Origin of the sequence: Peribacillus folii, assembly GCF_030271255.1 — a bacterium.
In the GTDB taxonomy this organism is placed as follows: domain Bacteria; phylum Bacillota; class Bacilli; order Bacillales; family DSM-1321; genus Peribacillus.
The window spans coordinates 1-26,172 of record NZ_JASJOM010000014.1 but is presented as its reverse complement, the minus strand read 5'-3'; the positions used below and the strand labels follow the sequence as shown (position 1 = coordinate 26,172).

Here is a 26,172-nt window from a genome sequence, read left to right as displayed (position 1 = left end):
TACGGACCACTGCTTGTTATGGAGTCTAATGGATGGAAATGAATTTGCGTGTCAATTCCTCTTCCGTCACTTCGAGCTTCCCTTGTAAATCTTCAGCAAGGAGCACAAAGCTTTTGACACCGATGAATTCAGAATGCGAAATCAAAAAGAATTTTGTTCCTTTTTTGTAAGCAAAAGATTCAGCTTTGACTAACTTATACATTTTCATCCTTTTTTCCACCTTGGCTATCATAAATTCATCAAGTTCCATGTATCCGATTGTAAGGAAGACAGAATATCCACCTGAATCTGTTTTCCTTTTTATATCATCCCGAATTACGATGAGTCAATCATTATTGCAGGGAACAAGTCTGCCTTTGTCTGGAAGTGCTCATGATTGAATGTTAAAATCAATTGGAAACAAGGATTGCTTGGTACATAAGAAATTATCAGGGGACAAGCCTGAATCAGGAAGGTGCGGAAGAAAATGAAACCAATCATATTCGATGTCGATACGGGGATTGATGATGCCCTGGCGATGGCATACGCGTTACACTCTCCAGAGTTGGAGGTGCTCGGCTTCACGACTTGCTTCGGCAATGTGGCGGTTGAGGACGCCACCCGTAATACGCTCGCTGTTTTGGAGAAGCTAGATCGGCATATACCGGTGTTTAGCGGAGCCAGTCAAACATTGAAACGCGGAGAAAAGCAGAAATACCCCAAGCATGTCCATGGGGAGGATGGGCTTGGAAATACACGTAAAGAAGTACCGATCCTTCAAGCATCACAAGGAAAAGCAGTGGATTTCATCATCGATCAAGTGAAAAGCCGTCCCAATGAGATTACAATCATTGCAGTTGGTCCACTGACCAATATCGCTTTGGCGATTAAGAAGGCCCCAGATGTCATGTCATTCGTTAAAGAGCTGATCATAATGGGAGGTGCCGTTAAAGTGCCGGGCAATGTAAACCCTTACGCAGAAGCGAACATCATATCCGATCCCGATGCAGCCGAACTTGTGTTAGCATCAGGGCTGCCGGTTACCCTGGTGGGACTTGATGTGACGATGCAAACGTGTTTACCGAAAGCGAAGGTTGGTGAATGGCGGGCGACTGGTAAGGAATCTGCCGGATTTTTTGCGGATATGACCGACTATTATATGAAGGCATATGATGCCTCCCATCCAGGGTTGGGCGGCTGCGCCCTACATGATCCCCTTGCAGTCGGGGTTGCGATCGAACCTGATTTTGTGAATACAGAATTAATGAACATCAACGTGGTGACCGAGGGTGAAGAGACAGGCAGGACAATCGGTCAGGCAGATAGTGAATCCAGCATACGTGTCTGTACGGAAGTCGATGCGACTCGGTTTGTGAAACACTTTTTGGAGCGGGTCATATAACATCTTGTCCGTTACCAATACGACTTCAGCGAGATAGCAGTGGCTGAAAAAGGGACCTTCGTTCATTCGAGGGTCCTTTTTATTGGGATGGGAGCATTAATCAAACGATTGATTAATTGCTAAGAATGAGCGTCAAAAGTCACTACCGTATCATGAAAAGTGACAAAAACATGTAACGTAATAGGAAGATAGGCATTTTATTACCAGATAAAAGAAAATTTTCATGATTATATTAAAAAATAGGTTTATCTAATAAAAAAATCAGGTATTTAGACTTTTATAATGCCATATTTAGGATTTTATACATAATCATAATTTACCATTTTTCGACTTCGTTCTTATTTACATGGCAGAATTTGTATGATTCCATTAAAATGTAACTATACGATTAAAGGAGGATTTTTACTATGTCACAAATTCGCGTAACACCTTCGGAACTGAAAGACGTAGCCAGACAATATGATAATGAGAGCCAGCAGGTAACGGATATCATTGGTCGTTTAGATAGAATGAGAGATCATTTAACTGGAATTTGGGAAGGTTCGTCAAGTGAGGCATTCGTCGGGCAATACGAAGAATTGAAACCTTCATTCTTGGATATGGCACGATTGTTAAATGAAGTTTCTCAGCAATTGCATAAATCAGCGCAGATTCTTGAAGATACAGATAACCAGATTGCTAGTCAAATTCGCGGATAAACATTACGTCAAAAGAGATAAAGAATTGTTTAGAAAAAGCGCCGCGACTCTTTTATGAAGATCGTGGTGCTTTTTTGCTTGAAATGAGGTGGGCTCGATATATATACAACTAACAATTGATTTAACGAGGTATACAGGGGAAGTATTCGACTTGCAAGTATCCGATTACCGATCCATCAAGAAGGTAGTGGAAATAGTATGGCAGCTTAAGGATATTGCCGTCAAACCTAAAGAAGGCTATTGGGTGCGGGTCCAGAATAAAGAGTTCGTATGTTCAGGTTATGGCACCTTGCTTGATAGCGGGATTACGACTGGGGACCGCCTGGAGATCCTCTAGTGTTTCGATGCGGCCTCGCTATAGGAAAAAAGTCTAAAGCCCTTTAGCAGGGGTAAAGGAGTACATAGAATGGATGAGTTGAATTCCTCATATCTGGAGAAAAAAATAGCAGCACACATGGTGAAGGATGAAAGTGGATATTTGTTCGTTTTTCAACGGGCGAAACTAGCGATGCAAGATCCATTGGAGTTGCAGCTTATTCATGAAGCTGACGATGCTCTCCAGAGATATATAGAAGTGACAGAGGATGAGGTGCAGATCAGAGTAAATCCGCCAGCCTCTTTTTTTGTTTTTTCCAGACTGAAGGATAAAAATGTGATAAGCAAATGGTTATCGGCTTATCAGGTCATGAAGAAAATCAGAAACCATCAATTGACTCGGTTGATGCTTGCCGTCTGTCCGGAAAATATCGTTTTTGATTCTAGTTTGTCTCCGTATTTCCTCCATTACGGTGTAAGGGAGAGTTTGCTGCCCTATGAGCAGGATCAAGATCTGTTATTTCAAGAAACGAAGGCAATGATTTCGGCTCTTGTGGATGGGCAGCATTCCTTCGAAGAGTATTTGAACTACAATCAAACCTTAAAGCTATCGAGCGAAGCGCAAAGCATATTGGCTGCCGCGAATTGGGATGAACTTTCCACGGTCATTCGATCCCGAATCGATGTGTTGGAAAAGGAAGATAATGCTTTTGTGCATATCCCTGAAAAGAAATGGAAAACGGTCCGTTATACCCTCATGGGAACGATGATTGCCCTTGTGCCGCTGCTGTTCTTTACGATTTATACCCTATTCATCTCACAACCAAGGCACACTGCATACGTAGAAAGCGGTGAGAGCTTCCTCAAGCAAAAATACAGTGAAGTTATTGACCGTTTGGAAAACTACGATCCAAAGAACATGCCATATGTCGTTCAATATGAACTGGCAAGGTCGTATGTCACGTATGAACCGTTAGAGGCTGCCGGGAGGAAGAATGTCGAAAATGCCATCACCCTGCAGACCGATAGTCAGTACCTCCTCTATTGGATTTATATTGGCAGGGGGGAGAACGAGGATGCCATCGATTTGGCGAGAATCATGGAGGACCGCGAATTGATCATGTACGGGCTGATCAATCAGAGGGAAAGAATAAAGCTGGATGATAAGCTATCAGGAGAAGAAAAAGAAAAACGACTGAAAGAAGTCGATACTGAGCTGAACCAATATGAAAAGGAAAAAGAGGAATTGGATAAACGATTGGATGAAGAGAAAGAACAGAACCTGGAGAAAGCGAATGCGGAAACGGAAGCTAAGCCAGCGGTAAAAGAAGCAGGGGAAAAGAATGAAAGCAAGGATTCGAAAAATGCATCTGAAGAAAAAGAAAAAAGCAAAGAGTGAGCATATTGCCTTTTGCGGAGGTGAGAATGAATGAGCTTATTATGGATTTATTCCAAGGAGAACTACCAATCCTACCCGATCAAGAAGGAGCATAACGGTCCAATTACGATTGGTCCATCAAAAAAGGATGCCATCACCATCCATTCGATGCCTTTCGAACAGGGATCCATCGAGCTGAGAAAACGGGAGGGGTTCGATGAATATGAGGTATATCGAGGAGACCTGAAGCTTGGTGATGTCAAGGCGTTACAGGGCTTCACTTTTCATGTAGGGGCAGACACGGTCGTAATTTTTTATAAGGCGGGAAATTCGGGAGAAAGCCTCCATTATATCGGCAACTTGAAGGAAATAACCGTATCACAAAAGGCGGAAGCGACTTTACGAATGGAAGGGGCCCTTTCATGCGATGGCTTGTCCATGGTACTTCTGCAAGGGCGTTGGTTTTTAATTCCCGCTGAAAAAAGCAAGGTATTCCTGAACGGTGAAAGGGTGGCAGCAAAAGCGCCGATACAAAATGGCGATGTGATATTTCTGCCGAATATGACACTTAGGCTGATCGAAGCCGACTTATTGATGGTGCATAGTGCCGATGCCTGTTCCACATCCTTACCTCAAATCAAGAAGCCAATCTCGGAAATGAGGAAAAGCTATCCTCAATATCGCAGGACACCTAGGATGATCTATGAATTGCCGGACGAGAAAGTGAAGATCTCATTTCCAAGCCAGGAATCGGAGGATAATAATAGGGGGCTATGGCTCATCCTGATGCCGCCATTGATGATGCTGATTGTCATGGGTGTCATTACGATCGTTCAGCCGCGAGGGATATTCATCATCATATCGATTGTGATGTTCACAACGACCTTGGTAACCTCGACGGCGCAATATTTTAAAGACAAGAAGAAGCAAAAATTCAGGGAAGAAAAACGCCAACGTGTTTATACACGCTATCTAGAGCAAAAACGGGAGGAACTGCAAGAGCTTTCTGAAAAGCAAAAGAATGTCCTGTTCTATCATTACCCATCCTTCGAAAGGATGAAGCATCTAACCGCAAGTATCAGCGACCGTATATGGGAGCGAACATTGGAAAGTGAAGACGCACTCCATTTAAAAATAGGGACAGCGGCGATTCCGTCGAGCTATGAAGTCTCGGTTAATAGTAATGATATGTCCAATCGTGAAATTGATGATTTACTGGAGCGGTCACAGGAGCTTGTCGATGCTTACAAAAACCTGGAGGACCTTCCGTTATCCATCGATGTATCACGTGGATCGATGGGGCTTGTCGGGAAGGAGTCGATCGTAAGACGGGAGCTGCAGCAATTGATTGGACAGCTTGCCTTTTTCCATAGCTATCATGATGTCCGGTTTGTGGCCATTTTTCCGGAAACCGATTATCGCGAATGGGAATGGATGAAATGGCTGCCCCATTTTCAACTGCCTCACTCCTATGCAAGGGGATTCATATACAATGAACAATCACGCGATCAGCTATTGACTTCGATTTATCAGCTTTTGAGGGAGCGGGATTTGGACGAGAACAAAGGGAAGGCGAGATTCACTCCTCATATTGTCTTCATCATTACAGATCGCCAGTTAATAGCTGAGCATGTCATATTGGAATACTTGGAAGGCAGAGCGGATGATTTGGGCATCTCGACGATTTTTGCTGCCGATGCAAAGGAAAGCTTGACGGAAAATGTCCATACTCTCGTGAAATATATAAACGATCGCCAAGGTGAGATTCTCATCCAGCAATCGAAGGCTGCCCATACTCCCTTTACACTTGATGTCCATGCTAGAGAAGGTAATGAGCGTTTTGCACGGACGCTGCGCTCACTAGATCATCAAAAGGGCATGAACAATTCGATTCCAGAAACGGTTTCCTTTCTGGAGTTACTGAGGGTACGAGAAGTGGAGGAGCTGCCGATCGACCGAAACTGGCTCACCAACCAGTCCTCCAAATCCTTGGCCGTACCGATTGGTCGGAAAGGAAGAACGGATAGAGTCGAATTGAATCTGCATGAAAAGGCGCATGGACCGCATGGCTTGGTGGCTGGAACGACGGGCTCGGGGAAAAGTGAACTGCTGCAAACCTACATCCTATCGTTAGCCGTCCATTATCATCCACATGAAGTGGCCTTTTTGCTCATTGATTATAAAGGCGGGGGAATGGCACAGCCATTCAGGCAGATTCCCCATCTCCTCGGGGTCATAACGAATATTGAGGGAAGCAAGAACTTCAGCGCAAGGGCCCTTGCCTCCATCAATAGCGAATTGAAAAAACGCCAGCGCCTGTTCGATCGATATGATGTCAATCATATCAACGACTATACGGATTTATACAAAGAAGGAAAAGCGGAAGAACCGCTGCCGCATTTATTTTTAATATCGGATGAGTTTGCTGAGCTTAAGAATGAGGAGCCCGATTTTATCCGCGAATTGGTCAGTACGGCGAGAATTGGACGGAGCTTGGGCGTGCATTTAATCCTTGCCACGCAAAAGCCAGGCGGCGTCATAGATAACCAGATATGGAGTAATGCCCGCTTCAAGATTTCCCTGAAGGTGCAGGATGCCAATGATAGTAAGGAAATTTTGAAAAATAGCGATGCAGCGAACATCACTGTTACAGGACGGGGATATTTACAGGTAGGCAATAATGAGGTGTACGAACTGTTTCAGTCAGCATGGAGCGGTGCACCTTATTTAGAGGATACCGCTGGAACGGAGGATGAGGTGGCACTTGTCACCGACCTTGGCCTTGTTCAAATCTCGAGTGTTTCAGAACGGTCCGATGCCCGAAGGAAGGAAAAGGTCAGTGAAATAGAAGCTGTTGCAGACCATATCGTGGCGACACAGGCAGAAATGAAGATTGAAAAGCTGTCAAGCCCATGGCTGCCGCCCCTTCAAGCACGCCTATCGCGAAGCGGTGAAAAAAGCCTTGCAAGTAATCGATTTCATCTCGGAATGAAGGATGAACCGGAGCTGCAGAGCCAGACAAATTATATATATAACTGGATTGAGGATGGGAATATCGGGATATTCGGTTCTTCCGGTTATGGCAAATCAACAACGGTTTTGACGCTGCTCTTTAGTTTTGCTGATCAATTCACGCCTGAAGAACTGCATTATTATTTGTTCGACTTTGGCAATAGCGCTTTATTGCCATTGCGCCAGCTGCCCCATACAGGGGATTACTTCCGATTTGATGAGTTAAGGAAAATGGAAAAATTCATGCTCTTCATGAAAGCGGAGATCGAAAGGCGCAAGCAGCTTTTTTTAGAGCGGGAGCTAAGCAACATCAAGCTTTATAACGCACTGGCGAAGGAGAAATTGCCAATCATTTTTATCACGGTCGACAATTTCGATTTAGTGAAGGATGAGATGCCAGATCAGGAGGCGCAATTGATCCAGTTTGCACGTGACGGACAATCACTGGGGATATTCATGATCTTGACGGCGACAAGAATAAATGCCGTTCGCCAGCCGTTAATGAATAGCCTTAAGACGAAAGTGGTTCATTACTTAATGGACAGCTCGGAGCAATATTCAGTCCTCGGCAGGACCCTTTATGAAAATGAACCGGTCCCGGGAAGAGCGTTGGTGAAAAAAGATCAGACATATCTTGTTCAGGTGTATTTACCAGCCGATGGAGCGGATGATATAGCCGTGTTGGATGAAATGAAACAAGCTGTCGCCGCACATAAAGATAAGTATCGAACATTACCTAAGCCGCCGGCCATACCGATGTTGCCGACACACCTGGATGCCAGCTCCTTCAAGGAATACTGCTCCCAGGATACTAAGAAGGGCTCCATACCGATCGGTCTATCCGAAGAAAGCGTTACGCCTGTATGCGTGGAGCTTAGTGCCGATCCATTCCTGCTTGTCGTCGGACAGTCACGGAAAGGAAAAACGAATGTCCTAAAAGTGCTCTTGGAATCATTATTGTTGACTCAAACGATCAGCGAAATCGGTTTATTTGACGGGATCGATCGTGGATTGTCTTCATATGCTCCGAGTGCTAAGGTACGTTATATCGAAACGAAAGATCAAATAACGGGTTGGCTCGATCATATTACGGAGATCTTTGAAGAGCGTGAACGGCAGTACCTAGAGGCGTTGGAGTCGGAACCGATGAAGCAAGAGAAATCCAAAGCAATCGTTATGGTGATTGATAGCATTTCCCGTTTCCAGCAAACGATCGATGGCAGGATCCAGGATCGAATCAGCGGGATGATGAAGCAGTACAGTCATCTTGGTTTCAGGCTGGTCGTCGCTGGTAATGCCAATGACTTCACCAAGGGGTATGATTCATTGACAACGGAATTGAAGCAAGTGAGGCAGGCAGTCCTGCTCCTGAAAAAATCGGATCAAACCTTGTTTACACTCTCTTATTCGAGAAAAGAAGAAGAAATTCAGCCGGGCTACGGATACTTCGTCCAAAATGGCCGGGAATGTAAAATCCAAATCCCATTAAGTGAAGAAAGAAGGAGAGTGCACGAGAGTGTCTGAAAAAATAAAACCGGTGCTGTTAATCGGTAAAATACTTGTGATTTTGGCGCTGCCAATCTTGTTTTTCTCTTATATTGGTCAAAACCCGATGAAAAAGCCGGAAACGGCCTCCCGTGAGGTTGCGATCGTCAACGAAGATAATGGCACTGAATTTAACGAAAAGCCGATTTACGTCGGTTCGGAACTTGTTACGACATTGGACAACGACTCCGACTATAATTGGATCGTAGTTAACCGAAGCACGGCTGAAAGCGGACTTGCCAATGGAAAGTATGATGCCGTTATCTACTTCCCGTCCGATTTTTCAAGGAATATTTATACGTTCGAAGATGAACGGCCAATCAAGGCGGGGATAAAGTATAAGGTACAAACAAGCTTAAATGCAGAGAATATGGAAAAGGTACAAAAGGAATTAGAGAAGACGAAAAGCAAGATGAACAAGCATATTTCAACACAGTATTGGAGTTATGTTTCCCAATCGGTGGAGGATATCCGCAAGAAGTTCGATAAGGTTCTTGCAAAGGAAATCGCGTTTCAAAACACGATGTATGATTTCTATACACCAAGCTCTGAAAGTCTTGCTGGGAGTATAAAGCAGCATAAGGATATGCTTGAAGGAGTATTCGCCGAAACGAAGGATGCCGGGCAAGCGAGCAATGAAACCATGGATGGAATGGGCCATGCAAAAGCCCAAATAACATCCTTCGTAAAAGATGTCGCATCGTTTGAGGAATATCAAAAAAACCAAAGCAAACTTTTCATGGATGCTTCGAACCAAAATCAGCAGCTTGTCAAGGATAGTGTCCAAACATATGGAAAGGTGTTGAGTGAGGGAAACCAACAGGTTCCGGAGATTCAGCAAGGGATGAATACCAAATACAGCCTGAATGACAAAGGCTTTGTTGAAAATGCCGGTGTCGTGAAGGAGAAGCTGGAAACCAGCCATGCCGAGCTGGAAAACTTCACAGCAAACATGAAAGGCAGACAAGTGGAGCAAATCTCGAAGATTTCTCAAGATCAGCAAAGCTCGATTGAACAATTCAAACAAACGGAAGAGTTCGATCTTGATAAGCTTCAGGCCGCCATGCTTGCACAAAGGGAAAACCTTGCAAGCGGCTCAGGTGATGATGCGGATGACGCTGGAGGGGACGATACAGGGATAGAGGATATCGAGACCGAAACGGGTATGGGCGAAGCGGACGGTTCCCCTTCAAAGAAGGATCCGATCGATGAACTCTCGCTGCAGGCATTACTGGATCAAATCAATGGCATCCACTCGGCCCTTGCAGGCTTGGTCCCGGCTGAGGGAAGTGAAGGGGCTGCTGAGCAAATCAATGTGCTTACAGCAGAGCTGCAAGCGGAAATCAATGAGCTCAGCGGCACGGTGAACGGCAGAACCGGGAATTATAATCAAGTGATAACGGAGTTTAATGCACTTGTGGATTCGTATAATGAACTGCTGACACAGCATACGCAGCTGCAAGCTGATTATAATGAACTTGGCTCCCATTACAAGGATCTTGGTGATCAATGGAAAAAGTCACAGGATGATATCGAGGAGCTGCAAAACATCCAAAACATGACAATCGACGAGGCCATCACGAAGATCAAAAGTACCGAGCAGAATCTCCTTGAAAAAGTGGGGGGAGAAAGACGAGCGGTGCTAGTGCAGGTCTTCAACAGTTCCATTGCGAACCGTAATGCAAATGAACTTCTCTCCTACTACGGCGCACTTTCATCTTACAATGAATTGGCTGAACGGGTGACGGCAGCGAAGGTGGAAGAAATATTTGCGGCCAATATAAAGGAATTGGAAAACCTGAAAAATGGGGTTTCCCCAAACGTGGATGAGGGAGCGCAACTCGTCAAAGCAAGTTTAGCGGGAGTCGATGATGATTTCGGAATGTTTTCCGACTCCATATTAGGTTATATGAAGGAATATGATGCAAACGTAAAAGCAGGGCAGGAAGCCACGCTAGCTGAATTGGCGGCAATTACGGCAAGCGCGCAGGATGTATCTGCCAATATGACCGATCGTTTGGAGGCGCCTGAAGTGGAACCGGAACCGCCGGTGAACCTTGATGGTGAAATGTTCATCTCGCTTCAAGACAATACCGCGGCTACTGTCGGCTCCATTGCCAAGCTTGTCAATTCGGTGGCAGAGCGTCAGGCTACGGTCACGAAGGATACCGCAGACCTGCAAATGAAAGTCGGATCTGTACAGGAAAGGGCCGATCAGCTTAATGATAATTGGTCGAAGAATGTGGATTCGACCGTCCAAATCAAGACGGACGTATATAGCGTCTTGAATAATACTCTAGTCGATGAGCAGCAAAATGGATATGTGTATGAATACTTAGCGAATCCGGTTCAAATCAGCGGCGAAGTCCTTCATCAGGAAAAGGTTAATATTCCGCCGATCGTCATGCTTGTGATCATACTCATTTCCGGATTATTGATCGGTTTCTTCCTGCATCATTATGGAAACCTTCCAGTGATGGTGCATGCAGCACTGTTCGCTTTATTAAATTTGATTGTAGGATTAATCATCAGCATCTATGGCTTGAAAATATATCCTCTGGGGGATATGCAGGAGATTAAATGGACCGTTTTCACCGTCCTGCTTTTATTCTTCTGTTCTGCCTGCACCCGGCTTGCCTTTTCCATCGGGCCGTTTGTCGGGGCGATCCTGGTGATCGGTTTGATCAGCTTTTTTACGGTTCCATTACTGGACTTGATCATGCCTAATTTCAACGTCGCTCACCCTGTAGCGGACGTATACATGTCCATTCAATTCGGAGATCAGTCGGCATTCATTCCGGCCAGCATCATCTTGTTGATACTGACGCTTATCGGCTCGATCATTCCCGATATATTGAAGCGTTTTACAGAAAGAAGAGAAATGGCCCATGAAGCGGATTAAATGCGTAATGCCGATCGTATTCACCCTGTTCTTTAGCCACGCCCCTCATGGTGACGCCGAGGAGCAGATGGTGGAGCCTAATGAATATCAGGAAAAGGATATTGATGTTCAAACGGAGTACTTCCATGAGGAGGGGTTACTGGAGCAAAAGCAAAGACTGCCGGAAGAACAAAAGGATCTTACCTTTGAAAGGGGGAAATATGATGCTGTCGATTCGATGAAGGATTCGCTGTTTCATTCCCCGGTGGAGAATCATAATACCATCGCTTCAAAGGCCGAACAGCTTGGATTATTCAAAGAGACCGGCAGTCGAATGGCAAGCGAAGAAGAAGAGGCGCCTTCGATGCATGTTGACCTGACGATTTTGCTCGGTATCATTTTAGCGCTTTCGGTCGTATGTTTGTTTTTTATCCTGATCCCGAAAATGGGAAAGCTGAGTGGAGAGGCAAAGCGAAAATGAAAAAAAGTTTTAGCTAAAAAGGACCCTGCAGGCAGATACTTTGAAAAAAGTCTATCTTGTAGGGTACTTTTGTTTGTAATATTTAGCGATGCGTTCGACTTTAGGTGAAAATGCAGATGGAATCGAGATTGCACACATGTAGCTGGCGGGAAATGGTACAAAAAGCGTGTGAAAAGCGCGATTTTTTTGAAGGACCGCCTCAAATTTGATTCAGAGACTAAACTCGCGAGTAGAAGCACGAAATTGGCGAGTAAAGTAGAAAAATTCGCGAGTAAAAGTGCCGAACTCGCGAGTAAAGCAGTTAAATTCGCGAGTAACGCTCCGAAATGGTGAAAGAAGCAGTAATATATAAGAGAACCCAGACCGAATTCGGAAGGAACGCAGGATTTTAACGAGAAACGGCTTCAATTGCGTGTGAAAAGCGCAAATTTTATGAGAATCCACCTCAAATTTAATGCAATGAGCGTTTCACGATACTGCACTCTTTATGGAACTTGAAGATAATTCTGTTGACCAAACTATGAATTTCAGTCTATGAAGTAGACGATAAGGTCACCTTAGATACTCTCTTATATACAAAAAGCAATCATTTGGTATAAGGAGAAAGTGGAATTTAAAAAAAGATGCTGCCTGTATAATGCAGACTGCATCTTCTTGCTTTTTTGCTACAGGTCCATGATTGCTTTAAGAATCCCTAAAAGCAGGGCTATGGCCAAGACCCAAATGAAGAATCTTTTATACATGATCAATACCTCGGATATCATTTTGAATATCATTCATTTTAGCATAAACATCGGAAGAAAAGCAGAAATCCTTGCCCTTACTAATTAGGCGAGGGCGAAAAAGGAAAGGATGCCCCGATATACCGGGGCATCCTTCTTCTGTATTATTTAAATAAATCAGGATAAACGGTTTTAGCTGCAAGCTCTACAGCTTCACCAATTCTTGGTCCTGGACGCGACATGACACTTTCATCAAGCAGGTGGACGTCATCCTTTTTGACTGCATCGATATCTTCCCAGCCTTTACGCGATTTTATTTCATTGACGGCATCTTTTACATAGGTGGCTGTCGTAAGGATCGTTTCAGGGTTGCGCTTGACGACTTCTTCCCCGGATATTTTAACCCACCCTTTTTGGTCGTCAAAGACGTTTTTAATGCCGGCGGTTTCCAGGATTTCTTGCTGGAAGGTTTCGTCACCTGTTGTATAGATTTCCGGAGCTGGACTGATTTCAAAATATGTTTGCTCCTGTTTATCCAAGGTTGCCACTTTTTCCTCGACACTTGCAATTTGGGATTGGATATCCTTCACCAATGCATCGCCTTTTTGGGAAACACCCATCACTTTGGCAATCTGCTCAATATCCCCGTACACGTCCTCGAAATTGGCTGCGGATTTAATGACGAAAATCGGAATGCCCGCGTCTTCTAGTGGCTTCAGCGTCGTTTCATCTCCAATGGTGTACGCGATGATGGCGTCTGGCTTCAGGGCAATGATCTTTTCCGCATTGATGTTCACGGAGTCTGAAACATGTTCGATTTTCTTCGCTTCCTCGGGATAATTATCGAAGTCCGTCACGCCAACGACTTTTTTTCCCTGTCCTAGGGCAAAGAGAATTTCCGTATTGCTTGGCTGCAATGAAACGACTTTTTCCGGTGCTTTATCGAATTTTATTTTCTTCCCGTTATCATCTGTAACTGTATAGGCTTTGGCCTCTTTCGCTTTATCCGTATTTTTATCGTCTTTTGCGGATTGATCGGTAACTCCACATCCTGCAAGGAACAGGGTGAGCATAAGCACGGATATCCAGCTGAATTTTTCGGTGATTTTCATTATTCATTCCTCCGTCTATTTTTTCATCGGTTTAGTAGGATAAGATTTGCTGATAAAAGGTATTTCTTCGATGCCTTGCCGCTTGTTGACGCAGACTGCCATCACGAATAAAACGTTTGCAAGCAAGTGGGCGTAATCGAAAAGGATGCCAGGAACTTCCCTTTCCAGACTGACTTTGTGCAAGGCACGGACTGATTTTTTGGCTTCGCTGCGGCAGGCATGCAGGGCACAGGCCGCCGTCGACCCCTGGGGGAGCAGGAATGTTTCGATTTTTTCTTTGACTTCTGCAACATAGCGGTCATAAATCGAACTTAAATGGTCCAGGTCATGGTCGGTGATGGCGAGCTTTCCCCGGACCGAACCATTTAGATGATAGGCCATGGGAAGCAGCTCCATTAAATCCCGGTATACGTCAGGAATGTCCTTCGTCAGCGATGCGGCCATGCCGATTTGCGTCGTCAGTGAGTCTGTTCGTATCTCGAAATCCACTGTGGATGCGGATTCGCGCATGTATGGATAGCATAAAAAACGAAGGTCCTTCTTTGCCATAACTCTTCCTCCTTTACGTGTTTTGGTGAATGATTGCCGTATCGCTTTTCGGATCAAAACAAAAAACCGACCAAGAGGTTTGGTCGGCATTGCGCATCCATGTATCCCTAATAGAAAAAAAGATGGAGGCTGCCGTACAATCTCCTATCTTCCGAAGAGCATGATACGATAAAAAAAGGCAGGTCTCCTGGCTTGTGCGTCATTTTACTTTAAGAACCTTCCCATTTGAGCCCTTGGATGGAGCTTAATGTCCTATCCATCATCAAATAGTGGTATGCATCTTATTTCATTAGCACTTACAGTTGCGGAAACAGCTTCGGTTTTGAACCGAATTCCCTATTAAGCTGCCAAGGCAGCACCTTTTTCTGCAAGGTTCATATTCACTTAGGAATAGTTTACCATACCTTTTTCCTTAAGCAGCATTAATATTTTTAGAGAATTTCGTTTATGGTTTACGGGATATTTAGTAAACTTACAATGTAAGGGTTAATTGGCTGTTCCTGTAAAGTTAAATATAGACTGGAAATGAAATGATCGTACTAGATTTCACTGGAGGTAGAGAATGATTTATAAGCAGGCAAATCAAACATTGGAGAAGGTTCTAGGGAATATCGAAAAGGTGATGATAGGAAAACGGGAGATTGCAGAACTAAGCCTCGTGGCCCTTCTTTCCGGCGGGCATGTCTTATTGGAGGATGTTCCGGGAGTAGGCAAGACAGTCATGGTCCGGGCGCTGGCCAAATCGATAGGTGCAAGCTTTAAGCGAATACAATTCACCCCTGATTTACTGCCATCTGATGTAACCGGCGTTTCGATTTTCAACCCAAAGGAGCAAGCTTTCATTTTTCGTCCGGGACCGATAATGGGCCATATTATTTTGGCTGATGAAATTAACCGCACCTCCCCAAAAACCCAGTCTGCCTTGCTTGAAGCGATGGAGGAGGCAAGCGTGACGATCGATGGCGTCACAAGGGAATTGGAGAAGCCCTTTTTTGTCATGGCGACGCAAAACCCCATTGAGTACGAGGGAACATACCCGCTTCCGGAAGCTCAATTGGATCGATTCCTTTTAAAGATGAAAATGGGCTACCCAAGTGCTGCAGAAGAAATCGAGGTCCTGCAAAGAGCACAATACATGGCTCCGCTTGAAGAGCTGGAACCAGTCATTACCTTGGCAGAATTGAAGGCGTTACAGGCAGAGGCCAAAACGGTGATCGTGGATGACACGATAAAAGGTTATATTGTTGAACTGGCCAACCGAACCAGAAGCCATCAGGCGGTATATCTAGGGGTGAGTCCGCGTGGATCGATTGCTTTGATGAAGGCCGCCCAAGCTTATGCACTGCTCCAGGGGAGGGATTATGTCCTGCCGGATGATGTTCAATATTTGGCTCCGTTCGTATTCTCCCACCGGCTGATTTTAAAACCTGAAGCGAATTATGAAGGTCTCGATGCTGATAGGGTGATTCGCGAAATTGTAGCGAAGGCTCACGTGCCTGTAAAGCGGGCCCTGACATAATGCGCCGCATCATTCATCTTCTAAAGAAGAACATGAACGCGGCCGGATTGGTATTTCTCATGACCATTTCCTTTTGCTTTGCGATGTTTCAAGGCGGTTTTGTCAGTTATTTCATTTTTTATTCGTTCTTGCCATTTGCCGCGTACGCCATGATTCTGCTGTTTTATCCCCTTCAGGCCATTACGGTTGAAAGAAAGGTCAGTAAAAGGGAATGCCAGGCAGGTGATTCCGTTGAAATGGACTTGACGATCACCCGCAAAAACCGCCTCCCCCTCTTATTTCTCGTGATAGAGGAGGAAATGCCGCGGGAAATGGGAGACTGGGAAATTCATAGGAAGGCCCTGATTTTCCCTGGATTCAAGCGTACCATCACCACGTCGTATGTTTTGGAAAACCTTCCGCGGGGCGAGCATGAATTTCAAACGATCCGCTTGTGGATAGGGGATTTTTTTGGACTCGTTGAAAAGGAAGCGATATTCGATTCCCCGTTGAAGATAACCGTTTTTCCTTCATATCAAGAGCTCGACTCCTTCTATCTTGATCGAATGTTCAATCAGGGACAAGCAGGCCCGACAAAGAAAACACAGCGGGAACATTCAGTGGTATCCGGGGTCAGGGAATACCAGCCAGGTGATCAGCTGTCATGGATCAATTGGAAGGCGACGGCTCGAACGAGTGAGATCATGACGAAGGAATTCGAGGTCCAAAAAAATCGGGATATATGGATCATCCTTGATAACCAGCCCACGATCTCACTTGAAGAATCCATTACCACGGCTGCTTCCTTCGTCCACAGCTTGATAAAGAAAGGCATTCAGGTTGGGTATGCGAGTACGGGTTCGGGCCTAATCGTGCCTGCTGGAGCAGGCAGGAACCAGAGAAGGAAGATTTTCACCCGCCTTGCTAAAGAAGGGCAGAGCTCAGAATACGCATTGGTCGAGATGGGGAGGAAGAGGAGTGTGCCGGCAAACGCTGCCGTAATTTTCATCGTTACCGAAATGACGAGAGAAAAGGTGGATATGTTGAACGCTTTCCGCACTATTCAGGGGTTGATGATGGTGTGCATCAAGAATCCGACAACACTATCGGCTGATGAAAAAAGGGCGCTGACTACAGCCGTAACAAAAGGGATCAAGGTTAGCTTCATTGAAAATGGGCAACTGCGGTTTGATAGGGCGGAGGTGATGGCGAAATGATTGTCCCTGCTGAAAGGCTGGAAAGGTTCATGCATGTCATCCTCTATATATTTGGCCTGATTCTGATCACAGAGTGGCTAAGGCCAGTCGATCAACTTACGGAATTAGGCAATATTTTCACGTTTGTCCTGTTTTTAATCTTTTCCCTGCTGCTGCATTATTTCCGTATCCATTGGTCCATCCGCTCAATCCTCATTTTCGCCTATATCTTCCTTTCCATCCAGCTGCTTCATTCAAAAAGTGGTTTATCATGGATGAAAGGGTTTCTCATCGATTTTACGGCTAACCTTGGTTTTATATACGATGGGGATTGGGAGTCGATCACAAATCCATTCAGGACATTGCTATTTTTTGTGCTTCTTTGGCTTGTTACGTATTTGATTCATTACTGGGTGATGGTAAGGCAAAGCATTTTTTTCTTTTTCATTTTAACGGTGTTTTTTATATCCGTCCTTGATACATTCACTCCCTATGCGGGGGACAGGGCAATGATACGAATCATCATCATTGGATTTCTGATGCTCGGGCTGCTGTCCCTGCTGCGTCTCATGATACAGGAGCACATTGCATGTCCGCCGGCAACCATCAAAAATTGGGGCTTCGTGCTAACTGGCATGATCGTGGTAAGTGCCCTCGCTGGCTTCATGGGCCCAAAACTCTCTCCCAAATGGCCCGACCCGGTTCCTTACATCACGTCTTATTCAGATAAGGTGTTGCAGGAAGACCAAGGCTCCGAGAAGAAAAGTGTCGGCTATGATGAAGATGATTCTGCTCTGGGCGGTTCGATAGAGCCTGATAGCTCCATCGTATTTTTTAACAATGCCTCAGAGGGCCATTATTGGAAAGTGGAAAATAAGGATGTCTATACAGGGAAAGGTTGGGTTTCCATTGAGGAACCGGATGTCGCCTCTTTTTCCACAGGCCAGGATATGGGCCTGTTAGATGTTCACCAAGTTCCTGAAGTGGTGCGAACGAAGGAGATGACAGCCACAGTGAGGATGGAGGAAATGTATTCGCATATCCTCCATCCTCAATCAGCCTATTTAAAAATGATTGAGAGCAATATCGGCACTGATGTGGATTTTGTCTATTATCTAGGTATGGACAAAATCATTACGGAATGGCAAAATGGCGATCCTCAATTATTGAAAGAATATGAGCTGACCTATGATATGCCGAGTTTTGATATAGCTGAGCTAAGGAAGATCACCGCACCAGACGAATCGATGGATCTATTAATGAAAAATAATACGCAGCTTCCAGAGGGATTGCCTAATCGGATCTTTGGATTGGCATCTCAACTTACGAGAAATGAAACGAATTGGTACGATAAAGCAAAAGCCATCGAGGATTATTTCGATAACCCTGAATTCATCTATTCAAAAGACGAAATCCCGTATCCAGATAATAATCAGGATTATGTCGATCAATTTTTATTCGAGACAAAGCTAGGGTATTGCGATAATTATTCGACGGCAATGGTCGTATTACTCCGTGCCGCCAATATACCTGCAAGGTGGGTAAAGGGCTACACTGAAGGAGAAAGGACGGTTTATCGAGGCGAATCGGTTTATAAGGTCACCAATAATAATGCACATTCCTGGGTCGAGGTTTATTTCTCTGGAATAGGCTGGGTGCCCTTTGAACCAACAAAGGGCTTCGATGGGCAAGCGGAATTTTACGACTCGGAATCGAAGCAGGAAGAAATCAAGAGTCAAGAGGATGCGCCCGCTAATGCAGAGCAGCCAAAGCAAGATGTGAAGCAACGCCTGGATGCACCTGATCAGAAAGCCCACGGAGAAAAGGGTGCACACAAACTGGCGGGGCAATGGAAAAGGGCTGCCGCCGCTCTGGTGATACTCACGGTTCTCGCGGCAATCGCCCATTTAACCAGAAGGAAATGGATTCCTCATTTGCACATCCTTTTGTATAGGCAAAAATCCCGCCCGCATTTCATGCCTGCCTATTCGTTATTATTGAAACAGCTGAAACGCGCTGGATTAATTCGACCGGCTGGGCAAACGCTAAGGGAGTATGCAGCTTATGTCGATGCAGTATACGGTACAAATGAGATGACCGAATTGACGGCTGGATACGAATTGATGATATATCGGGGAGACGTGGAAGATGGGGAATGGGAGCACTTTCAAGCCGCCTGGGAACGCATGATGAAAAAAACTAGCTCTTGACCAGGTTTTTATTATATTGATACAATAACAAAAACTAACGTAAACTAATATATCCTTCATATATCCTCGATAATATGGATCGAAAGTTTCTACCGAATCACCGTAAATGATTTGACTATGAAGGCGGATTTTAACTGAAAAGCTAAAAATCTGCCTTCGTCTGTACTTTTTGTGTATTTTTGAGGGTGGATTTTTAGTTTTTCTTTTTTTATGATAGTATTTTTTATAAGAAAGTATCACTTGCTTTTATGGGTGAATTACATTGATAGAGGTGACGTTTGTGCCGGGGAAAACAGAATTGCAAAAAAACCAGGAAATGATCGTAGTACTAGATTTCGGAAGCCAATATAACCAATTGATCACGCGTCGTATCCGTGAATTCGGTGTGTACAGTGAGCTTCATCCTCATACAATTACGGTAGAAGAAATCGAGAAAATGAATCCTAGCGGGATCATATTCTCAGGAGGCCCGAATAGTGTTTATGATGCAGCGGCGTTTGGCTGTGATGAGCGCATTTTCGAAATGGGTCTGCCTATTTTCGGAATATGTTACGGCATGCAGCTTATGACCAAGCATTTTGGCGGAAAAGTGGAGCCAGCGAAAAACCGTGAATACGGGAAAGCCACACTTGCCCTCCAAAATGAATCAAAGCTATTCAGTGGCCTGCCGCAAGAGCAAATCGTCTGGATGAGCCATGGCGACTTGGTGGTTGAGACACCTGAAGGCTTCACCATTGATGGAACGAATCCATCATGCCCGATTTCGGCGATGAGTGATGAGTCCCGTAAATTATATGCCGTGCAATTCCATCCGGAGGTCCGCCATTCGGTTTACGGAAATGACATCTTGAAAAATTTCGTATTCGGAGTTTGCGGGTGCAAAGGCGACTGGTCAATGGAGAACTTCATTGAAATCGAGATGGAGAAAATCCGCCAAACGGTCGGAGATAAAAAGGTATTATGTGCATTAAGCGGCGGTGTCGATTCATCCGTGGTTGCCGTATTGATCCATAAAGCGATTGGCGACCAGCTGACTTGTATTTTCGTTGATCATGGTTTGCTTCGTAAAGGCGAAGCCGAAGGCGTAATGGAAACATTCAGTGAAGGCTTCAATATGAACGTAATCAAGGTCGATGCAAAAGAGCGTTTTCTATCAAAACTTGCTGGCGTATCAGATCCGGAACAAAAACGTAAAATCATCGGCAACGAGTTCATCTACGTATTCGATGACGAAGCAACAAAGCTTGAAGGAATTGATTTCCTAGCACAAGGTACACTGTACACAGACATCATTGAAAGTGGTACGGCCACTGCACAAACAATTAAATCGCATCACAATGTCGGCGGACTGCCGGAGGATATGCAATTTAAACTGATTGAGCCGTTGAATACACTATTCAAGGATGAAGTGCGTGCACTTGGAAGTGAAATGGGCATTCCGGACGAAATCGTTTGGCGTCAACCATTCCCTGGTCCAGGTTTAGGTATCCGTGTATTGGGAGAAATCTCGGATGAAAAGCTTGAAATCGTACGTGAGTCTGACCATATCCTGCGGGAAGAAATCAAGAAGAATGGTTTGGAACGCGAAATCTGGCAATACTTTACGGTACTGCCTAACATCCGCAGTGTAGGGGTCATGGGCGATGCCCGGACGTATGATTACACCATCGGCATCCGTGCGGTTACTTCCATTGACGGGATGACTTCCGATTGGGCAAGGATTCCATGGGATGTACTTGAAATCATCTCGACGAGAATCGTGAATGAAGTGAACCACGTAAACCGCGTCGTGTATGACATTACGTCCAAGCCGCCTGCAACGATCGAGTGGGAATAGACGCAATGATTGGATCAGTGAAGGGCGACCTTCACTGATTTTTTTGGTTGAAAAATGGAAAAGTGCGCGGAAAGGACATACTTTTACGCATATTAGCGAATGAAAACCCATAATTAGTAAGTGATATAGAGTGAAACGCGAACGTTGCCTATATTTACATAAAAAATATTCGTGAGATATATTGACGATTATTTTGGCGGCGTGTACACTATACCTATAAAACAAAAAACATAATCGTCGTATAATATTGGGGATATGGCCCAAAAGTTTCTACCAAGCTGCCGTTAACGGCTTGACTACGATGTGAATGGATTGGCCCTGCGGCCACTTCTTTACATAATTGGTAGTCAAGTCCCGTTCGGAAGCGAACCGGGCTTTTTATCGTTGGCTTACGATCTTATGATAGGGGAGACTCATGATGAAGAATTATTTCCGCTTTAATGAACTGGGAACGAATTATCGCCGTGAAATACTTGGCGGTCTAACGACGTTCCTTTCTATGGCATATATCCTGGTCGTTAACCCTGTGATGCTGACATTGCAAAGCATCGAGGATTATCCAGATGAATTGAGAATGGACTACGGAGCCGTTTTTGCCGCTACCGCTTTGGCTGCCGCAATTGGCTCAATATTGATGGGACTCATAGCAAGGTATCCCATTTCGCTCGCCCCAGGTATGGGACTGAATGCCTTTTTCGCCTTTACGGTTGTACTTGGTTTCGGAATTCCGTGGCAGACCGCTTTAACTGGTGTATTGATTTCAGGGGTCATTTTCGTTCTGCTCTCCTTATCAGGAATACGTGAGAAAATTATCAATGCCATACCAGTCGAATTGAAATATGCGGTCGGAGCTGGCATCGGGTTATTCATCACGTTTGTGGGCTTCCAAAATTCAGGGATCATTACGAATGATGACAGCGTGCTTGTCGGCTTGGGCGATTTAACCTCAGGAAATACGTTATTGGCAGTCTTCGGAATTGTCGTAACCGTCATTTTGATGACGCGGGGCGTCAAAAGCGGGGTGTTCATCGGTATGGTCATTACGGCCATCGCCGGTATGATTTTTGGCCAAGTGCCTGTTCCGGAGAAAATCATCGGAGCTGTTCCAAGCATTGCCCCTACATTTGGGGTTGCATTCGATGCCTTCGGAAATCCGGGAGATCTCTTCACCGGACAAATGTTAATCGTAATATTGACCTTCTTGTTCGTGGCTTTCTTCGATACGGCTGGTACGTTAGTGGCTGTAGCGCAGCAAGCGGGCTTGATGAAAGATAATGTTCTTCCTAGAGTTGGAAAAGGATTGCTTGCAGATTCTTTATCCATCGTTTCAGGTGCGATCCTAGGTACATCCACAACTACGTCTTATGTTGAGTCAACATCGGGTGTGGCGGCTGGTGCACGAAGCGGTTTTGCGGCTGTGGTGACAGGTTTGCTGTTCATCCTATCACTTTTCTTCTTCCCGCTTCTTTCCGTCGTAACATCGGCGGTGACCGCTCCGGCATTGGTCATAGTCGGCGTCCTGATGGCCTCTTCACTTAAGAATATTGACTGGCACAAGTTCGAAGTAGCCGTTCCAGCGTTCTTTACGGTCATCATGATGCCGATGACGTATTCGATTGCCACTGGGATAGCTTGCGGATTCATCTTCTATCCGATTACGATGTCGATGAAGGGAAGAGCTAAGGAAGTTCATCCTATCATGTGGGGTCTAGGAGTCGTCTTCCTTTTATATTTTATTTTCTTGAAGTAATGATACGGTTTATGAGAAGAGTCCATTTTTAGGGCTCTTCTTTCTGTTGTAAGGGAAAGGACATATCGTGTATAGTAAAGGGACTAAGTACTGAGTACTTTATCCTGCGCGCATAAGGATGACTTTGCGAAAAAATGAGGGAGAAAAATGAGCGGTTTTATCGTTGAAAAGGTATTGAACAATAACGTGGTGATTGCCACGCATCCGTCGTATGGCGAAGTGGTCTCAATCGGAAAAGGCATAGGCTTCAACCGAAAGAAAGGCGAGGAGTTAAGTCCGCAACTTTTTGATAAAACATTTGTTCTAAAAGATGTCAAGGAGCAGGAAAGTTACAAAAAGCTTTTGCCTCAGATCGACCAGAATCTTCAAGCTGCCATAATAGAATCCATTCATCTAATCAATGATCGAGTGTCGGGAAAACTTAATGAACATATACATGTCGGATTAACTGACCATTTATTGTTCGCCCTTCAGCGTGTTTCACAAGGAATGACTATTAAAAACCCATTTTTGAAGGAAACGATCACCCTCTATCCCTTCGAACATGATATCGCCGTAGATGTTATCGAGTTAATTCAAGACAAGACAGGAATCGGCCTGCCGCAAGGGGAAATCGGTTTCATAACGCTTCATATCCATAGTGCTATAGCCAATAAGGACTTATCGGAAGTCAATCAGCATTCACAATTAATCTATCATCTCATACAAGTCGTGGAAGAACAGCTCGGCGTACACATCAATAAGGAAAGCATCGACTTTTCCCGCTTGGTCCGCCATTTAAGATTCATGATAGACAGGGTTCTGGCTGGTGAAAAAGTGGATGAACCAGAAAAAATCGCTTTGCTATTGAAAGAAGAATATCCTTTATGCTACAATATCTCATGGAAGCTAATAAAAATTATGCAAAGGAAATTAGGCCAGCCGGTATGTGATGCTGAAGCTGTCTATCTGACGATGCATATTCAACGATTACAAAAGAAAATAAAATAATAATACATTATCTTACGTGTTACTGATTCGATCAGGCATAAGTGGAGAATGATTGTTGTGAAAGAGGGTATTATATACCTGATTTCATTTCAATCCTATCTTTGCTTATGCCTTTTTTGTATTGAAGAAAGGGTGCGTGGGAAGATGCATTCTATCACCGAATGTAACCGTTTTTATTAGCCTGAAAACAGTATAGAGGAGGAAAACCTATGTTTAAGAAGTTGTTTGGTGTTTTGCAAAAAATCGGGAAATCTTTAATGCTTCCTGTAGCCATTTTGCCGGCGGCTGGGATTTTGCTTGCGTTTGGTAATGCTTTGCAGAATGAGACCTTGCTGGATATCGCTCCGTTTCTTGCAAATGGCGGGGTGGAAATGGTCGCATCTGTTATGGAAAATGCCGGTCAAATCATTTTCAGTAACCTTCCACTGTTGTTCGCGGTAGGGGTAGCGATTGGGCTAGCTGGCGGAGATGGAGTTGCCGGTTTGGCAGCGATCATCGGATTTTTGATCATGAATGTTACGATGGGCACAGTACTTGGGATTGATGTGAAAGACCTGGAGGGCAGTGCAACATATACAAGTGTCCTGGGCATTCCGACTTTAGGTACGGGTGTCTTCGGCGGTATCATCGTCGGTGTCATGGCAGCCATCATGTATAATAAGTTTTATGAAATCGAACTGCCTCCGTACTTGGGATTCTTTGCGGGGAAACGTTTTGTTCCGATTGTTACTGCTGCAAGTGCAGTGATTCTAGGATTGTTGATGATATTGGTATGGCCGACAGTTCAATCTGGCCTGAATGCTTTTTCAGAAAATATGTTAGGTGCCAATTTAACTCTAGGAGCCTTCGTATTCGGTGTGGTGGAACGTGCGCTTATCCCATTTGGACTGCACCATATCTTCTATTCTCCTTTTTGGTATGAATTTGGCAGCTACGTGAATGAAGCAGGTAACACCGTCAAAGGTGACCAAGCCATATTCATGGCACAAATTAAAGATGGTGTGCAGAACTTAACCGCAGGTACCTTCATGACTGGTAAATATCCGTTCATGATGTTCGGTTTACCAGCTGCAGCTTTGGCCATTTATCATGAAGCTAGGCCGGAACGCAAGAAAATTGTCGGCGGTTTGATGGCTTCGGCAGCACTTACGTCATTCTTGACAGGTATTACGGAACCACTTGAATTTGCATTCTTGTTTGTTGCACCAGTACTATTTGGTATTCACTGTGTGTTTGCAGGGCTTTCTTTCATGACGATGCATTTACTTAATGTCAAGATTGGGATGACATTCTCGGGTGGATTGATTGACTACGTCCTGTTCGGTTTGATCAATCCGCAAACGAATGCATGGCTTGTCATTCCAGTTGGTCTAGTCTTTGCGCTTATCTACTACTTCGGTTTCAGGTTTGCTATCCGGAAATTCAATCTGAAAACTCCTGGCCGTGAAGTGGAAGAAGATGAAGACGCTGAATCTGCCGGGTCTAGTACAGCAGGCAGTCTGCCTGGAGATATCCTTGAAGCGATGGGCGGAAAAGAAAATATCTCTCATTTGGACGCTTGTATCACTCGTCTTCGCGTATCCGTAAATGATATCGGCAGTGTCGATAAAAATAGGCTGAAGAAACTCGGAGCGGCTGGAGTTCTGGAAGTGGGCAATAATATTCAAGCTATTTTCGGACCGCGCTCGGAAACGATCAAGGGACAAATGAAGGATATCATGGATGGAAAAAGGCCTCGTAAGGTTGAAGCGTCACCAGAAAAAGGCGTCGAAAACCAAATTGAGGATGTTATTCCGAAGCCTTTACGGACAGAAGGGGCGGCCGAACGTTTTGTTTCACCTATTAAGGGTGAATTAAAGCCGATTACAGAAGTGCCGGATGCAGTCTTTGCCGGAAAAATGATGGGTGATGGGTTTGCCATCCTCCCCCATGAAGGATTGGTCGTTTCTCCAGTGGATGGCACGATCGTCAATCTGTTCCCGACTAAGCATGCACTTGGCATCGTCTCTGATGCTGGACGTGAAATCCTGATCCATGTGGGGATCGATACGGTTAAGCTGGAAGGCAAAGGCTTCGAAGCACTTGTCGCTCAGGGTGATAAAGTGACAAGCGGGCAGCCATTGCTTAAAGTTGATTTAGAGTATGTTAAAAATAATGCTGCCTCCATCATCACGCCGATCGTCTTTACGAATCTTTCTGAAGGGGAAAGCGTGAAGATTGAAAAGACAGGTAATGTGGATAGGGAAGAAGCGAACGTCATTACCATCAAATAATAAACGCATTTAATTAGGAGGGCAGCCAGTCATGGTTGCCCTCCTGTTTTCGGTAGTGGGTGCTCGCAAGTGCTCATACAGCAGGGAGGATATCTTTTATAATAGAAGAAGCAGGAGAATTATAGAAAAAAACAAAAAAAGTGAAAGTTTACATTGACTTGTCCTAGGTCAGGTGATAATATATTAAATACACCGCTTATGACATCCGCAGCAAGTGAAAGTTAAATAAAAACTTGTTGTTGACATGTACTGAAGAAAGGTGTTATAATCATAAAGTTGCTAAAGCGACGTTGTGAAAAATGCTCTTTGAAAACTGAACAAAACAAAGCGCCAACGTTTTTTTA

At 44.7% G+C, this 26,172-nt stretch carries 18 protein-coding genes and 3 riboswitches; of the genes, 15 read left to right on the top strand and 3 right to left on the bottom strand.

Annotation, left to right across the window (positions count from 1 at the left end; genetic code table 11):
- Positions 1–25: 25 nt before the first annotated feature.
- Complete coding sequence (locus tag QNI08_RS19720; RefSeq protein ID WP_285769090.1) at positions 26–208, bottom strand: hypothetical protein; 183 nt, start codon at positions 206–208, stop codon at positions 26–28.
- 258 nt (positions 209–466) lie between these two features.
- Here QNI08_RS19720 and QNI08_RS19715 point away from each other — a divergent pair, with 258 nt between their 5' ends.
- From QNI08_RS19715 to QNI08_RS19680, 8 genes are all read left to right on the top strand, one after another.
- A complete protein-coding gene (locus QNI08_RS19715; RefSeq protein WP_285769089.1) occupies positions 467–1,381 on the top strand; it encodes a nucleoside hydrolase in 915 nt (304 codons plus the stop codon).
- Between the two features lie 407 nt (positions 1,382–1,788).
- Positions 1,789–2,079, top strand: a complete 291-nt coding sequence (locus QNI08_RS19710; protein ID WP_285769088.1) for a WXG100 family type VII secretion target — start codon at positions 1,789–1,791, stop codon at positions 2,077–2,079.
- Positions 2,080–2,176: 97 nt separating this feature from the next.
- Positions 2,177–2,416 (top strand): ESX secretion system protein YukD, encoded by a 240-nt coding sequence (yukD, locus tag QNI08_RS19705; protein ID WP_285769135.1) that lies wholly within the window; start codon positions 2,177–2,179, stop codon positions 2,414–2,416.
- Positions 2,417–2,485: 69 nt separating this feature from the next.
- Complete coding sequence (essB, locus tag QNI08_RS19700; protein WP_285769087.1) at positions 2,486–3,793, top strand: type VII secretion protein EssB; 1,308 nt, start codon at positions 2,486–2,488, stop codon at positions 3,791–3,793.
- A gap of 30 nt (positions 3,794–3,823) precedes the next feature.
- Complete coding sequence (gene essC, locus QNI08_RS19695) at positions 3,824–8,308, top strand: type VII secretion protein EssC (RefSeq protein ID WP_285769086.1); 4,485 nt, start codon at positions 3,824–3,826, stop codon at positions 8,306–8,308.
- Complete coding sequence (gene esaA, locus QNI08_RS19690; RefSeq protein WP_285769085.1) at positions 8,301–11,231, top strand: type VII secretion protein EsaA; 2,931 nt, start codon at positions 8,301–8,303, stop codon at positions 11,229–11,231. Before essC ends, esaA begins: the two co-directional genes overlap by 8 nt.
- Positions 11,218–11,691: a type VII secretion protein EssA gene (gene essA, locus QNI08_RS19685; RefSeq protein WP_285769084.1), complete on the top strand. Its 474-nt coding sequence runs from the start codon at positions 11,218–11,220 to the stop codon at positions 11,689–11,691. Before esaA ends, essA begins: the two co-directional genes overlap by 14 nt.
- Before the next feature lie 168 nt (positions 11,692–11,859).
- On the top strand, positions 11,860–12,024 hold the full coding sequence (locus QNI08_RS19680) for a hypothetical protein (RefSeq protein WP_285769083.1): 165 nt from the start codon (positions 11,860–11,862) through the stop codon (positions 12,022–12,024).
- Between the two features lie 553 nt (positions 12,025–12,577).
- Here the strand turns inward: QNI08_RS19680 and QNI08_RS19675 are convergent.
- A complete protein-coding gene (locus QNI08_RS19675) occupies positions 12,578–13,525 on the bottom strand; it encodes a helical backbone metal receptor (RefSeq protein WP_285769082.1) in 948 nt (315 codons plus the stop codon).
- 15 nt (positions 13,526–13,540) lie between these two features.
- Positions 13,541–14,074 (bottom strand): ATP:cob(I)alamin adenosyltransferase, encoded by a 534-nt coding sequence (locus QNI08_RS19670; protein WP_285769081.1) that lies wholly within the window; start codon positions 14,072–14,074, stop codon positions 13,541–13,543.
- Positions 14,075–14,234: 160 nt separating this feature from the next.
- A riboswitch (cobalamin riboswitch) is annotated at positions 14,235–14,452 on the bottom strand.
- Positions 14,453–14,636: 184 nt separating this feature from the next.
- On the opposite strand from QNI08_RS19670, the gene QNI08_RS19665 reads away from it, so the two are divergent.
- The 7 genes from QNI08_RS19665 to ptsG all read left to right on the top strand — a co-directional run bounded on the left by QNI08_RS19665 (position 14,637) and on the right by ptsG (position 25,828).
- Positions 14,637–15,593, top strand: a complete 957-nt coding sequence (locus QNI08_RS19665) for an AAA family ATPase (RefSeq protein ID WP_285769080.1) — start codon at positions 14,637–14,639, stop codon at positions 15,591–15,593.
- Positions 15,593–16,789, top strand: a complete 1,197-nt coding sequence (locus QNI08_RS19660) for a DUF58 domain-containing protein (protein ID WP_285769079.1) — start codon at positions 15,593–15,595, stop codon at positions 16,787–16,789. The genes QNI08_RS19665 and QNI08_RS19660 overlap by 1 nt, the downstream gene beginning before the upstream one ends.
- The gene (locus tag QNI08_RS19655; protein ID WP_285769078.1) at positions 16,786–18,978 is read left to right on the top strand and encodes a DUF4129 domain-containing transglutaminase family protein; all 2,193 of its coding nucleotides are present in this window, start codon (positions 16,786–16,788) and stop codon (positions 18,976–18,978) included. The genes QNI08_RS19660 and QNI08_RS19655 overlap by 4 nt, the downstream gene beginning before the upstream one ends.
- Before the next feature lie 36 nt (positions 18,979–19,014).
- A riboswitch (purine riboswitch) is annotated at positions 19,015–19,116 on the top strand.
- Between the two features lie 178 nt (positions 19,117–19,294).
- On the top strand, positions 19,295–20,815 hold the full coding sequence (guaA, locus tag QNI08_RS19650; RefSeq protein ID WP_285769134.1) for a glutamine-hydrolyzing GMP synthase: 1,521 nt from the start codon (positions 19,295–19,297) through the stop codon (positions 20,813–20,815).
- 217 nt (positions 20,816–21,032) lie between these two features.
- A riboswitch (purine riboswitch) is annotated at positions 21,033–21,134 on the top strand.
- Between the two features lie 99 nt (positions 21,135–21,233).
- Positions 21,234–22,565, top strand: a complete 1,332-nt coding sequence (locus QNI08_RS19645) for an NCS2 family permease (protein WP_285769133.1) — start codon at positions 21,234–21,236, stop codon at positions 22,563–22,565.
- A 147-nt stretch (positions 22,566–22,712) separates the two neighbouring features.
- Positions 22,713–23,555, top strand: coding sequence for a glucose PTS transporter transcription antiterminator GlcT (gene glcT, locus QNI08_RS19640; protein ID WP_285769077.1), 843 nt, complete (start codon positions 22,713–22,715; stop codon positions 23,553–23,555).
- Positions 23,556–23,764: 209 nt separating this feature from the next.
- Positions 23,765–25,828 (top strand): glucose-specific PTS transporter subunit IIBC, encoded by a 2,064-nt coding sequence (gene ptsG / locus QNI08_RS19635; RefSeq protein WP_285769076.1) that lies wholly within the window; start codon positions 23,765–23,767, stop codon positions 25,826–25,828.
- Positions 25,829–26,172 lie beyond the last annotated feature (344 nt).